Genomic DNA, 15,503 nt, shown 5'->3' with positions numbered 1-15,503 from the left:
TCTTTTTGAATCAAAAAAATTGTATTTAAGGAAATTCAAGATTAATAATATTTGAACATCTTTTGCATAATTTTGTATTTTGAATTCCACTAACAGTTTCTTTTTGATAATGCCAGCATCTATCACATTTTTCACCATCAGCCTTTAAGATTTGGATCTTTCCAAGTTCATTTTTATCGATAATTAGAGAATTATCAACCAAATCGGATACCACTTGGAAATTTGAAACGATAAGCCAATCCCTAAATAAATCTACATCTGCATTACCAAATCTTTTTAGCCAAGTAAGAGAATCTTTTACAACTTTATCTTCAGGTAAATAATTAACTTCTGTTTCTAAAGCTGCTCCAATTATTTGTTTGTTTCTACATCCTTCTATAGCTTTGTTAATTTCAACTCTCAAATTTCTCAAATTTGTGATGTGTTCATTAAGAGTTTCATTTTTCCAGGACTCTGAAAAAATTGGCCATCCTCTTTGAAATACAGATTTTTCTTTAGTTGAATATGGAATATTTTGCCAAATATCTTCAGCCATATGACATAGTACTGGAGAAATAAGAACAGCTAAATTTTCAACAACTTTAGACATTACAAACTGACATGATCTTCTCCTAAATTGTGATTTAGAACTTACATATAACCTATCCTTAGCAATATCTAAATAGAAATTTGATAGATCTACAACGCAAAAACTTTGTAAGATTTGAAAAAATTTTGAAAACTCATAATTTTCATAAGCATTTGATATTTGATCTGTAACCTCAACTAGTCTGCCTAACATCCATTGATCTAAGAGCGGCAATTGATCAATTTCAAAACTATCAATATTTGGGTCATAATCATGAATATTGCCTAGAAGATATCTTGCTGTATTACGAACTTTTCTATAAACGTCTGATAGCTGCTTGAGTATATTTGAACCAATTGGAACATCTACTGAATAATCTACCGAGCTTACCCAGAGCCTTAGAACATCAGCTCCATAAGCAGGGTCGGTTTTTTTATTATTACCTCCATTAATAATTATATTTGGATCAACAACATTACCTAAAGATTTACTCATTTTTCTTCCGTTTTCATCTAGTGCAAAACCATGAGTTAAAACTTTCTTATATGGAGGTTTATTATTAACTGCAACAGATGTGAGCAAAGAAGACTGGAACCAACCTCTATGTTGATCTGAGCCCTCTAAATAAAGATCTGCTGGATATTTTAATTCACTTCTTTGTTCACACACTGCGGCCCAGCTAGATCCTGAATCGAACCAGACATCCATTGTATCTGTTCCTTTTTTCCATAAATCAGAATCTTTTGCATAATTTTCTGGCAATAGATTCTTAACATCCCAATCCCACCAAATATCTGCTCCATGTTCACTAAAAAGTTCTTGTATATGATTAATTATCTCGCTGTTTAGGAGAATTTCATTACCATTTTTTTTAAAAAAAACTGGAATTGGAACACCCCAAGACCTTTGCCTGGAAATACACCAATCCCCTCTACCAACAACCATAGAATAAATTCTTTTCTTTCCAGTTGCTGGCATCCATTCAACATCTTCAATCGCCTTTAATGCAGATGATCTGAAGCCATCTACAGATGCAAACCATTGTTCTGTTGCTCTAAAAATAGTTGGTTTTTTGGTTCTCCAATCATAAGGGTATCTATGCTTATAATTTTCTTGTAATAGGAGCAAATTATTTCCCTTTAAATATTCAATAATTAAATCATTTGCATCTTTAAGGACATTTGATCCTTTGAATTGGCCTGAATATTCATTTAAATTCCCTTTTTCGTCAACAACACATGTGGTAGGTAGATCATATTTCTGCCCCACATTAAAATCATCTATCCCATGACCTGGTGCAGTATGAACAATTCCAGTACCTGATTCTGTAGTGATGTAATCACCCCCAATCAAAATTCTGCAATTTTTATTTTTGGTAGGATGTTGATATTCAATACCTTCCAAGGAAGTCCCTTTAACCTCAAAAAGAGTCTTTAGATCTTTTTTAAATTTGTTACTAATTTCAGAAGATAATTCTTTTGCAAAGAGGTATATTCTTTTCTCTTCATCAATAGCAAAAACATATTTTATTTTTGGATTTACGGTAACTGCTTCATTTGCGGGTATGGTCCAGGGTGTGGTGGTCCAAATAGTTATGAACGAATTACTTAGAAAAACATCCTTTTCAATATTGGGATTTTCTTGACAGAATTCTAATAGAATTTTTTCGGGTACTTTAGTGATTTTTAAGGAAACATAAATACTTTTTGAATAATGTTCATCAGGATATTCTAATTCTGCTTCTGCGAGTGCAGTCCTCGAACTTGGACTCCAATGAACAGGTTTAAGACCTCGATATATATAGCCATTTAAAAACATTTTCCCAAATACTCCAATCTGAGCAGATTCATAACTTTTCTTAAGAGTTAAGTAAGGATTATCCCAATCTCCCCATATGCCCCACCTTTTAAAACCCTCCATTTGATTGTTTATTTGTATGTACGCATAATCTGTTGCTTTTTTTCTTAGATTTAGAGTATCTAGATTCTTTCTTTCATCAGATTTTAAATTCTGAAGTACTTTTAATTCAATAGGTAATCCATGGCAGTCCCAACCAGGAACATAATGTACTCTGAATCCTCTCAAGGTTTTGTATTTATTTATTATGTCCTTTAAAACTTTATTAAGAGCATGACCCATATGCAGCGCTCCATTTGCATAAGGTGGGCCATCGTGCAATGTAAATGTTTTTCCTGAGTTGTTTGAACCTAATTCGAAATCAATATTATTATTAGCCCAAAAATCTTGAATCTCAGGTTCTCTTACAACTGAGTTAGCACGCATTGAGAAGTCAGTTTTAAGTAAATTTAAAGTCTCTTTATAAGAAAAGTCTGATTTTTTTTCTTTGCTATTTTGAGATTTCATACAACGGTAAAGGCGATATTGGTGATCAATAGAATTGTTTGAATAGATCTAATTTACTATATTCTTTCTTATATTGACCTGTATTTTTTTTTGCATGTTGAAAATAACCAATTGATTTGGTTTCAGATTTTTATATTATCATTTTTATCATTTCTTACCCACTTTTTTGGGCTTGTATTTTGATTGTTGCTACCAAAATTAAATACATTTAAAGGTTTTGCAAAATTCCTAAATCCAAGATTAATAGCCTCTAATATTTTCGAAAGATTATTTTTGAATTCCAGAAAGGTAGTTAATTTATTCTTTTCTTTATCTGTCAATTGATTCCATCTAAATACAAAAATCTCTATTAGGTAAAAGATAACTAGTACGGTTAATAAGAGGAAAATTACATAAAATGAAGCATCTATAGTTTTATTTTTAATTATTAATACTAAACCAATTAATAAATTCAAAAAAGCTTTTATTAAGTCTTTTGGTCTGCCTAGCTCAAGATAAATTAAAGGTACTATTAAAAATAAAGCCCCAATTAAAATATAAAAAGATCCCAAATAAACTATCAAACTACTAATTTATACATTTTCATTTCATTATAAGGAGTTAATAATAATAAATAAATATCCTATTAGAATTTCCTTAAATGCGGTCGGGGAGACTTGAACTCCCACACCCGAAGATACGAGTACCTAAAACTCGCGCGTCTACCAATTCCGCCACGACCGCTCAAATAAAATAATAATTGAAAGTGGATTATTTTAAAAATATTTTTAACTTAAGATGATTAATTTGACACATAAAAATCAAATTAAATATGTCTTTAAAACTTTTTTTAGATCTAAACATGCAATCATATAAAAATTTTAGGTATATTATTTAGAGAATATAAGAAACGATTTCAAACTTAACGAATAAAAATACAACAAAAATTACTAATTCTTCAAAAACATTTAATTGGCAAAAGGAGATAAAAAATTATGTAGATCCGCCAAGTTTTTGGAATCCAACATTAGGTCTTTTTTTTGGCGGTTATTTTCTTGCTTTTCTAAGCATATGGCAATGGTATAGGGGTGTTTGGCCTTTACCTTTACTTGTAGCAACTGCTTTTTTAGCTTTACATATTGAAGGTACTGTAATTCATGATGCATGTCATAAAGCTGCCCATCCAGTTCCTTGGATAAATCAAGCCATGGGTCATGGTTCAGCAATTATTTTAGGATTTAGTTTTCCAGTTTTTACAAGAGTACATTTACAACATCATATTCACGTAAATCATCCAAAAAATGATCCAGATCATATCGTCAGTACTTTCGGTCCAATATGGCTAATTGCTCCAAGATTTTTTTATCATGAAGTATTTTTCTTTCAAAGAAAACTTTGGCGAAAATATGAATTACTTCAATGGGGTATTGAAAGATCTATCTTTATAACAATAATCTTGGCAGGTATAAAGTTTGACTTCATGAATCTAATCTATAATCTATGGTTCGGACCAGCATTAATGGTGGGAGTTACTTTAGGAATATTTTTTGATTATCTTCCCCATAGACCTTTTCGATCAAGAAACAAATGGTTGAATTCTCGAGTTTATCCAAGCAAATTTATGAATTTATTAATAATGGGCCAAAATTACCATCTAATTCATCATCTTTGGCCTTCGATTCCTTGGTTTGAATACAAAGTAGCATATGAAAAAACTAAGCCATTATTGGATATGAAAGGCTCCCCTCAAAGAGTTGGTATATTTGAAACCAAAGAAGACATTTATAACTTTATTTATGATTTATTTATAGGTGTAAGGAGTCATAGCAAAAAGAGGGGGAATATAAGAAAAATCATAAATTTATATCCAGGATATAAAATAAAAAAATTTTTACTAAGGCTTGTTAATAAAACATTTATAGGAGGCAACTAACTTATTGATTTAAAATTTTTGGTACTTTAAAGTATTTATCTTCTCTAGATGGCCCCAATTCTAAAATCTCTTCAGTGCAATCAGAATTTTTCTTTTCGTCTTTTCTAAAAACATTAAAAACCTCTATTGCTCTTGTTGTACATGGCACATCATTTGTATCAATTTTTTCAAGTTGTTTTATATATTCCAATATATTTTCTAATTGTTTTGCATGATTATTAATTTCATCCTCGTTGAGTTCCAATCTAGCTAAATGAGCAACTTTTTTTACTTCCTGTTTAGTTATTTTTGTCATACCTTTAATGTTTTCCTTAGTTAAATTATAGTTTACTTAGAACACTTATATATATCATTTGAATTTCAAATATTCATAAGATAATATACATTTCTCTTTGAAAATCAATATCAATTAATAGCCTTAATTATCTTTCTCAGCTAAATATAATATTAGATAAATACTGAAAAATAGAAGAAAACTTATTTCCAAAAAATTTCTTTAATCGGCACTCTAAGCTTGTTGCCCCTGATTTAATAGGCTGTTACCTAATAAAAAAAAATAATGAGAAAGATCAAGTTAAGGGGATTATTGTTGAAACTGAAGCTTATTCACAGGAAGAAGAAGCCTGTCATGGCTTCAGGAAAATAACTGAATCAAATAAATCATTATTTGGCAAACCTGGAACATTTTATATTTACAAATCTTATGGCATTCATCATTGTTTAAACATAGTGACTGATAAGGAAAATTTTGCGAGTGGTGTATTAATCAGGGCAGTTTTTATCTCTAAAAAGAATGAAAGATTAGCTTCTGGACCTGGCCTAGTTACTAAGACATTCGGTGTTGACGTATCATTCAACTCACTTGAAGTTCTTAAAAACAAATCTTTATGGATTTCTCAAAAAGACTCAACTCTAGAAGAAAAAGATCTTATTCAAACTACAAGAATTGGCATATCAAAGGCAAAAAATATAAAATGGCGATGGTATCTCAAAAATAGTAGGAGTGTAAGTAAAAGATTAAAAGGTGACAGAACACCTAAATTAAATAATCATTTATCTTTTTAAGCGTAATGCAAATTTGGCCTCATAAACATATCCACACACTCGCTAATTTTTCAATTCAAGATTATGAGTCAGTATTTGAATTAGCTAATAGATTTGATGCATTAAAGAACGCAGGGACAAAAAAGATACCAGCCTTACAAGGCACTTTGGTAACGTCTTTGTTTTTTGAAGCTAGTACAAGAACAAAAAATAGCTTTGAACTTGCAGCAAAAAGGCTATCAGCGGATGTACAAACGTTTGCTCCATCCTCTAGTTCTTTAACAAAAGGTGAAACAATAATTGATACAGCCATAACTTATTCTGCTATGGGAGCAGATACATTAGTTATAAGACATTCATCAAGTTACATAACCTTTGAGATCGCTAAAAAACTTGATGCAATAAATTCCAAGACTTCGGTTCTTAATGCGGGCGATGGATTACATAGTCACCCTAGCCAAGGATTGCTTGACATCTATACACTAATAAAATTCTTTTCAAAAAAATCACTTAATCCAGAGGTTTTAAATTCCAAAAAAATTTTAATAATTGGAGACGTAAATCATTCAAGGGTTGCAAGATCAAATCTTTGGGCTTTAAGTGCATTCGGCGCAGACATAATCTTATGTGGTCCTAAAACATTAATACCTGATGAATTTATCAATTTTTTAAAAACCCCTGTGCCAAATCAAAAAGAAGATCCTGTTCGATCAAGAGGCTGCATAACAATTTCTAGATCATTGGAAGAATCAATAAAAATTGCAGATGCAATTATTGTTTTAAGACTACAGAAAGAGAGAATGATGGAAAATTTACTAAGCAGTATTGATTCATATAGTTTGGATTATGGCTTAACCCCAGAGAAATTATCTTTTAATACTAAAGAAATTCCAATTCTTCATCCTGGACCTATTAATAGAGATATTGAAATAAGTAGTAAAATAGTAGATGAATATCCTAATTGCTTAATCAATAATCAAGTTGCGAATGGCATACCGATAAGAATGGCTTTACTTTATCTATTACAGAAATACAACAAATAAATTTATAGCAACTTAAGACTTTCAGTAAAGAAGCCATAAAATAATCCTAATCTTAGAGAATCCAACAAAAGTACCAAAAATTTCTTTTTCCTTTTAAATCGAAAATTTCTTCTTAGAACTATTAAAATTTCAATAAAAACTACTGATAAGAAAGCAGCTACAGGATCCATTAGTTCCACAACGGCACTTACCATGCCAAGAGAACTTCCCAAAAAGTAGCCAACTAAAAGTGTAATTAATGATATTGAATATCTTCGCCATGGATTATTAGCCCAAATACTTAATGTCTGAATATTTTCTACAATCTTAATTTGAAATTTTGTCTTTTGAGGTCTAAAAACCATTTTGCTTTAAACTAAGCCGCTTCAGAGTTTGATTGAATTTTAGTATTACCATCTACTAATTCAAGTAATGCCTCCAACTGAGCAATTATTCCTCTTAGTTCTCCTGGTTCAGGGAAAAGGTCATCTTCTTTAATGCTGAAATGCATTTCTCTTAGTTCTTGCCTTAAATAGCGAATATGACTAATAACTTGCTCTCTCTTGATTTGCGACATGATTTAATTTAAGACAAACTTATTTTAAGAAAGAATATTTTTGATAAAGGGAGTTTGCATATTTATGACTGAGAATGAAGATAAATGACTTCATAAGAATTTACAAAGATAATGTATTTAAAAATTTTTCATATTCTCGAAATATGTAATTAATACTTCCATCAATTTTAAATAATTACTTGAGGCTTTATTATTAAAATATATTGGTTGCATTCAATATGGAATTTATTTCTGAAAATAAAATAAATGAGGAACTAGTAAATTCTTTTGATGAAAAAATGACCCTTGAGCTTGCAACAAGACTAGAAGAGGATAATTACAAGACACCATTTGATGGTTTAAAAGACTGGCATTTACTGAGAGCCCTTGCAATCAATAGACCTGAATTAACATCAGATTATATCCATCTCCTTGATCAGGAACCTTTCGATGAAAACTAAAACTGAGGACTCCAAAATAAAGGTTCTTTTATTAATAACAGGGAGTATTGCAGCTGTAAGAATTCCATTATTAGTTAGCCAATTAGCGAAAGAAAATTATGAAATAAGGTGCGTTTTGTCTGAAAATGCAGAAAAATTAATAAAGCCGCTTTCCCTTTCTATCTTAAGTAGAAACTCTTGCATTTTAGAAAATGATCAATGGTCAAATATTCAATCCACACCTCTTCATATAGAACTATGCAATTGGGCAGATATCTTAATCATTGCCCCTTTAACGGCGACAACATTATCAAAATGGGTAACTGGAAATGCAGAAGGATTAATTCCAAGCATTTTAATGGCAAATATTAAGCCGATTATTGTTGCGCCAGCAATGAATACACAAATGTGGCTAAATGAAGCTGTCCAAAAAAATTATGAGAATTTACAGAATTACGAAAATGTTTTATCTTTGCACCCAAGTGAAGGTCTCTTAGCATGCGATGCTATTGGCATCGGTAAGATACCTCCCAATGATCTAATTCAGCTAGCTCTCGAATTTATAATTTCACACAATCAAAATCCTTATCGCAAAGATTTACTTAACAAAGAATTTTTAATAACTGGAGGCTGCACCTCAGAAAAAATTGACGCGGCAAGACATATTACTAACAAGAGTTCTGGAGCTATGGGCTTACTCATTTCGCAAGTAGCAAGGTTCAGAGGAGCACAAGTAAAATATGTGCATGGGCCTTTGAAGATCAATAAAGATCTTACTGATGGAATAAAAAGATATGAAATTGAGACTAGTGTTGATTTAATTAGGGCTATTAAGAATGAAATTTCAAATTGTGATTATTTTTTCATGAATGCAGCAGTATCTGATTTCAAGATAATCTCTAATACTTCAGGTAAAATTCCCAAAAATAAAATTAATGATTATTTAAATAAAAATTTCGAACTAGTCCCAGATATCCTAAAAACAATAAGTGAATCAAAAAAAGATAACCAAGTTTTTGTAGGCTTTTGCGCTTTTACAGGATCTATTGAAGAAGCAAGAATAATAATTAAAGAAAAGATTTTTCAAAAAGGTTGTGATTATCTATTCGCAAATCCAATTGATCTTGAAGGTCAAGGATTTGGTTTCTTAGCACAAAATGAAGGTTGGCTATTCGATACAAAAAAGATGGAGTTTCATATCAAAAAAACATCAAAAATTGATTTAGCAAATCAATTAATAACTCAAATTATTTCAGAAAAAAAATAAAAACAAATTTCAAATTTGTATTTTTTTGTAATCTTAATCATTAAAAATAATGTGATAGCTTACAATAATTCCAGTTTTTTTAATATCTAAAAAGCTACGGGTTGTTTCGAGGATTTAAAAGTCCTATCTTTTATGGTCCTTTCCCTTGTAATATCCGTACTGAACTATTTAGATGACCTTTAATCAATCGTCACAGAACTTTACTGCAACTTTAATTATGAGAATTCGTTCTTTCTTAGCTTTTGTTATTTCAATTTGTATAACTTTTGCTTTCGTACCTGTTAAAACATTTGCTTTTTCTGAAAGAGGAAATGCACAATTTACAGATGTTGTTAACACAGGTAAAGCTAATGACTGTCCTACATTAGACACATCTCTTGTAGGATCAATATCCTTAGGGAATGGAGATAGCCTTAAAGGAATATGCATGCATCCAACAGAAGTTTATGTAAAAGTGCCAGGGACGAAAAGAAAAGCTGCAGAATTTGTTTCTACAAAAATTATTAGTCCTAGAAATAACACCACAGTTACAGAAGTTTATGGAGATATAAATTCAGGAACTTTCACCGAAAAAGGTGGTATAGATTTTCAGCTTATTACTGTCTTAACTCCTGGTGGCTTAGAGGTTCCGTTTGCATTCTCAGCAAAAGACCTTACAGCTGATTTACCTTCATCTATTGAACCAGGTACCGAGGTTAGTGGTTCAACATTTACACCCAACTACAGAACTGGTGATTTTTTAGATCCTAAAGCAAGAGCTAAAAATACAGGTGTTGAATATGCTCAAGGTTTAGTTGCATTAGGAGGAGATGATGAAGAACTTGCTAAAGAAAATATTAAAGTTGATGTGAATGGTACTGGCGTTATTACTCTTTCAATCAATAATGTAGATTCTGATACAGACGAATTTGCTGGTACTTTTGAAGCTATCCAACCTTCAGATACTGACATGGGCTCAAAAGATCCACTTGATGTAAAAATAATCGGAGAGCTATACGGAAGAAAAGCATAAATGCTAGTGAAGAAATAAAAGGGGGGTCAACCCCTCTTTTTTTTTCAAAATTTTTATTTATCAATTCAAAAAATGGAATTACAACAAAAAACAAACACAGACTCTAATGGGCTAATACCGCCTTATGGAGGGGAACTAAAAAATTTAATTATCAAAGATAATATCCTCAAAAATGATCTTATCTCTAAAGCTAATTATGAGTTTGAATGTAGCGAGAGAAATGCATGTGATGTAGAACTTTTGATGGTTGGTGCTTTTTCTCCATTGGAAGGTTTTATGGATGAAAATAACTACAAATCGGTTATCAAAAATAATAGAGATACAAGCGGTTTACTTTTTGGCTTACCTATTGTATTTGATTCAAACAATGAAGAAGTAAAAGCTGGAGAAACAATCTTGCTTACCTATAAAAACCAAAAAATAGCAGTTTTAGAAGTAAGTTCTATATGGGAGCCTGATAAATCCTTAGAAGCTGAACTTTGTTATGGCACTAATTCTTTAGATCATCCTGCTGTTAAGATGATTTTTAATGAGAGGGGAAGATTTTATATAGGAGGGAGAGTTTATGGTTTCGAATTGCCAATTAGAGAGTTTCCCTGCAAAACTCCTGCAGAAGTAAGAGCTACGCTACCATCGAATTATGATGTAGTTGCATTTCAATGCAGAAATCCAATTCATAGAGCACATTATGAATTATTTACTAATGCCTTACTCTCAGATAATGTCTCTCCTAATTCAGTTGTTTTAGTACATCCAACTTGTGGGCCAACACAACAAGATGATATCCCTGGAAAAGTTAGATATTTGACCTATAAAGAATTGGAAGAAGAAATATCTGATGAAAGGATAAAATGGGCTTTTTTACCTTATTCAATGCATATGGCAGGGCCAAGAGAAGCTCTTCAACATATGATAATCAGAAGAAATTATGGCTGCACCCATTTTATTATCGGTAGAGATATGGCTGGTTGTAAGTCATCATCAACTGGTGAAGATTTTTATGGCCCATATGACGCACAGAATTTTGCAAATAAATGTGCAGGCGAGTTAATGATGCAAACTGTTCCTTCAAAAAATTTAGTTTATACCAAGGAAAAAGGGTATATTACAGCTGAAGAAGCTAAAGAATGTAATTATCAAATTATGAAACTTAGTGGTACAGAATTCAGGAAGAAATTGAGGAGCGGCGAACCAATTCCAGAATGGTTTGCATTCAAAAGTGTAGTAGATGTTCTAAGAAACTCTTAATATTGTTTTATTATTAGTATTATATATTTATTAAAGATTATTTATTGTGAACAAACGTTGGAGAAACGTAGGACTTTATGTCCTAGCTGTAATTACTGTAATTTTCATTGGTACTTCTGTTTTTGATAAACCTAGTATCGAAAATGCTACAAAGACTTTAAGGTATAGTGATTTTATAGAGGCAGTTCAAGATAAAGAAATCAGTAGAGTCCTAATATCTCCAGACAATGCCACAGCTCAAGTTGTTGAAAATGATGGAAGCAGATCTGAGGTCAATTTAGCCCCTGACAAAGATCTATTAAAAATCCTAACTGAGAATAATGTAGATATAGCTGTAACTCCCACAAAATTATCTAATCCATGGCAACAGGCTTTAAGTAGCTTAATTTTCCCAGTACTTTTAATTGGAGGACTATTTTTTCTTTTCAGAAGATCCCAAAGCGGGAATGCTGGAGGTGGCAACCCTGCCATGAGTTTTGGCAAGAGTAAAGCCAGACTCCAAATGGAACCATCCACACAGGTAACTTTTTCAGATGTTGCCGGTGTTGAAGGTGCAAAATTAGAATTAACTGAAGTTGTAGATTTTCTTAAAAGCCCAGATAGATTTACTGCAGTCGGGGCAAAAATCCCAAAAGGTGTCCTACTTGTTGGCCCTCCTGGCACAGGAAAAACATTACTAGCTAAAGCAGTTGCTGGAGAAGCAGGGGTACCTTTTTTCTCAATATCAGGTTCAGAATTTGTAGAAATGTTTGTGGGTGTTGGTGCTAGTAGAGTTAGAGATCTTTTTGAGCAAGCCAAAAAGAACGCTCCCTGCATAGTTTTCATCGACGAAATCGATGCAGTGGGAAGACAAAGGGGTGCTGGTATGGGTGGAGGAAATGATGAAAGAGAACAAACTTTAAACCAACTCCTTACCGAAATGGATGGTTTCGAGGGTAATTCCGGAATAATAATAGTTGCAGCTACCAATAGACCCGATGTTTTAGATTCAGCTTTAATGCGTCCCGGAAGATTTGATAGACAGGTAACCGTCGATAGACCTGATTATGCTGGAAGATTGCAAATACTAAATGTTCACGCTAAAGATAAAACACTTTCCAAAGATGTTGATCTAGATAAAGTTGCTAGAAGAACGCCAGGCTTTACTGGTGCTGATTTAGCTAATCTGCTCAATGAAGCAGCAATACTTGCAGCTAGAAAAGATCTTGACAAAGTAAGCAATGATGAAGTTGGCGATGCTATTGAAAGAGTTATGGCTGGTCCAGAAAAGAAAGATAGAGTCATAAGTGATAAGAAAAAAGAATTAGTTGCTTATCACGAAGCTGGTCATGCGCTTGTAGGAGCATTAATGCCTGATTATGATCCTGTAGCAAAAGTTTCAATAATTCCTAGAGGTCAAGCTGGAGGTCTAACATTCTTTACCCCAAGTGAAGAAAGAATGGAATCAGGTCTTTACTCTCGTTCTTATCTTCAAAATCAAATGGCTGTAGCTCTAGGGGGAAGAGTTGCTGAAGAAATAGTCTATGGAGAAGAAGAAGTTACAACTGGAGCCTCAAATGATTTACAGCAAGTTGCTAATGTAGCAAGACAAATGATCACTAAATTTGGTATGAGTGATAAAATTGGTCCAGTTGCTCTAGGGCAGTCTCAAGGTGGAATGTTTCTAGGAAGAGATATGAGCTCTACTAGAGACTTCTCTGAAGACACTGCCGCAACAATTGATGAAGAGGTTTCGGATCTTGTTGATATTGCATATAAGAGAGCTACAAAGGTTTTATCAGATAATAGAACTGTTCTTGACGAAATGGCTGAAATGCTTATTGAAAGAGAAACAATAGATACTGAAGATATTCAAGATTTGCTCAATCGATCAGAAGTTAAAGTCGCAAACTATATCTAATTTTAAAAATTTAAATTTTTTAATGAATATTAAAGAAGATTCTTTTTCTGAGCTACTGAAAAAAGAGTCTTTTTTTTTAATGATAAAACCTGAAAAAAATATTTACTCAAATACCTCTATAAGGAATTCATTTTTTGAAGAATTAGAAACATTAGTAAAATTAGGATTAAAGAATATTGAAATAAGTTGGTCTAACAACGAATATTGGTTAGATTTTGTATCAGATATCAAAATCAAATATCCAAGAATTAATTTAGGCTCTGCCTCCGTAGTTAATAAACAATCAATAAAAGATTCTTTAAAAATTGGATTAAATTTTTCGATGATGAAATTTTGGGATAAAGATCTTTTAAATTATGCGAAGTCAAAAAATTATTTGTTAATTCCAGGAATTAAAAATTTAAAAGATCTTGAGGAAGCGATAAATTTAAAGTGCAACATTATCAAAATTTATCCAATAAAAAGTAAAGATAGTTCAATAAATATACTCAACTATAAAAATATTGATTTCATTGCTGCTGGAGGACTATCAATCAATGATTTAAAAACTTATAAATCTTTAGGATATAAAGCAATCGTAATTGGAGATAAAGGTATCAAAAATAAAAAATTTGATCCAAAAATACGTGAATGGCTCAAAAATAATTAAATTAAGGATAAATATAATTTATTTAACAAAACTACTAATTATTCGTTAAGCCACATTGAGCATGATTCAGAAGCAAATGATCAGCAAGTACTAAAGCGACCATAGCATCAACCATAGGAACTGCTCTTGGTAGAACGCATGGATCATGTCTCCCTTTTGCTTTCATCAATACTTCTTTTCCTTCAGCATTTACTGTTTTCTGTTCTTTCCCTATGGTTGCTGTAGGCTTAAAAGCTATCTTCATCTCAATATTTTCGCCATTACTTATTCCGCCCTGTATACCTCCTGAATTGTTAGATGTTGTTCTTAACTTACTAATATCATCAGACTTAATGAATGCATCATTATGTTCGCTTCCCTTTAAATAAGTTCCCGAGAAACCTGAACCTATTTCAAAGCCTTTCGTCGCAGGCAAAGACATCAAAGCCTTTGCCAAATCAGCTTCTAATTTATCAAAAACAGGCATCCCAAGACCAGACGGAACATTTCTTACCAAACATTCAATAACACCACCACAAGAGTCTCCTTGATGCCTTAATTCCTTAATTCTCTCGATCATTTCTGTTGATACCTTTTCATCAGGACATCTAACAATATTAGAATCTATTTTATTTATAGAAATATTCTCTTTATTTATATCAGAATCAATATCATGTATACGCTTTACCCAAGATAGTATTTCAGTGTTACACAAGTTATTTAATAATTGTTTTGCAATAGCACCAGCTGCTACTCTTCCAATGGTTTCTCTTGCAGAGGCTCTTCCACCACCGGAACTAGCCTGAATTCCATATTTCAGATGATATGTACCATCCGCATGAGATGGTCTAAATACTTGCTCCAAATTATTATAATCTCCTGGTCTTTGATCCTTGTTTCTTACCAACATCGCTATTGGAGTTCCAAGTGTTAACCCTTCCTTTATCCCACTTAATATTTCAATTTTATCTTCTTCATTTCGGGGTGTTGTAATGTCACTTTGTCCAGGTCTACGCCTATCTAATTCATTTTGTATTAGCTGTATATCTATTTTTAACTTTGGAGGACATCCATCAAGGATAACTCCTACTGCACCACCATGTGATTCTCCAAAAGTACTCACACGAAAAATTTTTCCAAAACTACTACTCATGGAAATATCAAATGTTTTATCTATATATAAACATTATATGAAACCAATTGAAAATTAAACAAAAAAAAACCCCCAAAAAGGGGGCTTGTAAAATTAAGAACTTTAGCTTAACCGATAGCTGGAGCTGAAAGAGCTACTGTTGTAGACTCAGCTGCTGCTAGATCAAGTGGGAAGTTGTGAGCGTTACGCTCGTGCATTACTTCCATACCTAGGTTTGCTCTGTTAAGAACGTCACCCCATGTAGGAACAATCTTACCGTTTGCATCAACAACTGACTGGTTGAAGTTGAAACCGTTAAGGTTGAATGCCATTGTGCAGATACCCATTGAAGTTAACCATACACAAACAACTGGGAATACAGCTAGGAAGAAGTGAAGACTTCTGCTGTT

15 protein-coding genes, 1 tRNA gene and 1 pseudogene are annotated in these 15,503 nt (G+C 32.3%); 9 read left to right on the top strand and 8 right to left on the bottom strand.

The annotated features are described in order from the left end of the window. Positions 1-25: 25 nt before the first annotated feature. The 3 genes from ileS to EU96_RS00510 form a co-directional block, all read right to left on the bottom strand. Positions 26-2,932, bottom strand: coding sequence for an isoleucine--tRNA ligase (ileS, locus tag EU96_RS00505; protein WP_032527534.1), 2,907 nt, complete (start codon positions 2,930-2,932; stop codon positions 26-28). A 122-nt stretch (positions 2,933-3,054) separates the two neighbouring features. Then, on the bottom strand, positions 3,055-3,483 hold the full coding sequence (locus tag EU96_RS0109535) for a hypothetical protein (RefSeq protein ID WP_241434587.1): 429 nt from the start codon (positions 3,481-3,483) through the stop codon (positions 3,055-3,057). Between the two features lie 90 nt (positions 3,484-3,573). Beyond that, positions 3,574-3,655: transfer RNA gene (locus EU96_RS00510), tRNA-Leu, on the bottom strand. 202 nt (positions 3,656-3,857) lie between these two features. On the opposite strand from EU96_RS00510, the gene EU96_RS00515 reads away from it, so the two are divergent. Continuing rightward, on the top strand, positions 3,858-4,844 hold the full coding sequence (locus tag EU96_RS00515; protein ID WP_080735256.1) for a fatty acid desaturase: 987 nt from the start codon (positions 3,858-3,860) through the stop codon (positions 4,842-4,844). A gap of 1 nt (position 4,845) precedes the next feature. Here the strand turns inward: EU96_RS00515 and gatC are convergent, their stop codons facing one another. Further along, complete coding sequence (gatC, locus tag EU96_RS00520) at positions 4,846-5,139, bottom strand: Asp-tRNA(Asn)/Glu-tRNA(Gln) amidotransferase subunit GatC (RefSeq protein WP_032527530.1); 294 nt, start codon at positions 5,137-5,139, stop codon at positions 4,846-4,848. Positions 5,140-5,309: 170 nt separating this feature from the next. On the opposite strand from gatC, the gene EU96_RS0109525 reads away from it, so the two are divergent. Next, positions 5,310-5,909: a DNA-3-methyladenine glycosylase gene (locus EU96_RS0109525; protein ID WP_072014710.1), complete on the top strand. Its 600-nt coding sequence runs from the start codon at positions 5,310-5,312 to the stop codon at positions 5,907-5,909. A 5-nt stretch (positions 5,910-5,914) separates the two neighbouring features. Next, positions 5,915-6,931 (top strand): aspartate carbamoyltransferase catalytic subunit, encoded by a 1,017-nt coding sequence (locus EU96_RS00525; protein WP_032527528.1) that lies wholly within the window; start codon positions 5,915-5,917, stop codon positions 6,929-6,931. A 2-nt stretch (positions 6,932-6,933) separates the two neighbouring features. Here the strand turns inward: EU96_RS00525 and EU96_RS00530 are convergent, their stop codons facing one another. Beyond that, positions 6,934-7,275: a DUF565 domain-containing protein gene (locus EU96_RS00530; RefSeq protein WP_032527527.1), complete on the bottom strand. Its 342-nt coding sequence runs from the start codon at positions 7,273-7,275 to the stop codon at positions 6,934-6,936. 11 nt (positions 7,276-7,286) lie between these two features. Continuing rightward, a complete protein-coding gene (locus EU96_RS00535; protein WP_032527526.1) occupies positions 7,287-7,487 on the bottom strand; it encodes a hypothetical protein in 201 nt (66 codons plus the stop codon). Between the two features lie 218 nt (positions 7,488-7,705). On the opposite strand from EU96_RS00535, the gene isiD reads away from it, so the two are divergent. The 6 genes from isiD to EU96_RS00565 all read left to right on the top strand — a co-directional run bounded on the left by isiD (position 7,706) and on the right by EU96_RS00565 (position 13,982). After that, a complete protein-coding gene (gene isiD, locus EU96_RS00540) occupies positions 7,706-7,927 on the top strand; it encodes a protein IsiD (RefSeq protein WP_032527525.1) in 222 nt (73 codons plus the stop codon). Continuing rightward, the gene (coaBC, locus tag EU96_RS00545; RefSeq protein WP_032527524.1) at positions 7,917-9,173 is read left to right on the top strand and encodes a bifunctional phosphopantothenoylcysteine decarboxylase/phosphopantothenate--cysteine ligase CoaBC; all 1,257 of its coding nucleotides are present in this window, start codon (positions 7,917-7,919) and stop codon (positions 9,171-9,173) included. The genes isiD and coaBC overlap by 11 nt, the downstream gene beginning before the upstream one ends. A 217-nt stretch (positions 9,174-9,390) precedes the next feature. Continuing rightward, complete coding sequence (locus EU96_RS00550; RefSeq protein ID WP_032527523.1) at positions 9,391-10,185, top strand: photosystem II manganese-stabilizing polypeptide; 795 nt, start codon at positions 9,391-9,393, stop codon at positions 10,183-10,185. A 72-nt stretch (positions 10,186-10,257) separates the two neighbouring features. After that, positions 10,258-11,433, top strand: a complete 1,176-nt coding sequence (sat, locus tag EU96_RS00555) for a sulfate adenylyltransferase (RefSeq protein ID WP_032527522.1) — start codon at positions 10,258-10,260, stop codon at positions 11,431-11,433. 46 nt (positions 11,434-11,479) lie between these two features. Next, positions 11,480-13,333 (top strand): ATP-dependent zinc metalloprotease FtsH, encoded by a 1,854-nt coding sequence (ftsH, locus tag EU96_RS00560; protein WP_032527521.1) that lies wholly within the window; start codon positions 11,480-11,482, stop codon positions 13,331-13,333. A gap of 22 nt (positions 13,334-13,355) precedes the next feature. After that, the gene (locus tag EU96_RS00565; protein WP_032527520.1) at positions 13,356-13,982 is read left to right on the top strand and encodes a bifunctional 4-hydroxy-2-oxoglutarate aldolase/2-dehydro-3-deoxy-phosphogluconate aldolase; all 627 of its coding nucleotides are present in this window, start codon (positions 13,356-13,358) and stop codon (positions 13,980-13,982) included. A gap of 34 nt (positions 13,983-14,016) precedes the next feature. On the opposite strand, the gene aroC is transcribed toward EU96_RS00565, so the two are convergent. Then, the gene (gene aroC / locus EU96_RS00570) at positions 14,017-15,114 is read right to left on the bottom strand and encodes a chorismate synthase (protein WP_032527519.1); all 1,098 of its coding nucleotides are present in this window, start codon (positions 15,112-15,114) and stop codon (positions 14,017-14,019) included. 107 nt (positions 15,115-15,221) lie between these two features. Then, positions 15,222-15,503 (bottom strand): annotated as a pseudogene (locus EU96_RS0109520) (photosystem II q(b) protein); the annotation flags it as partial.

Origin of the sequence: Prochlorococcus marinus str. MIT 9302, assembly GCF_000759975.1 — a bacterium.
GTDB classification, from domain to species: domain Bacteria; phylum Cyanobacteriota; class Cyanobacteriia; order PCC-6307; family Cyanobiaceae; genus Prochlorococcus_A; species Prochlorococcus_A marinus_M.
This window is presented reverse-complemented; position numbering and strand designations above follow the sequence as displayed.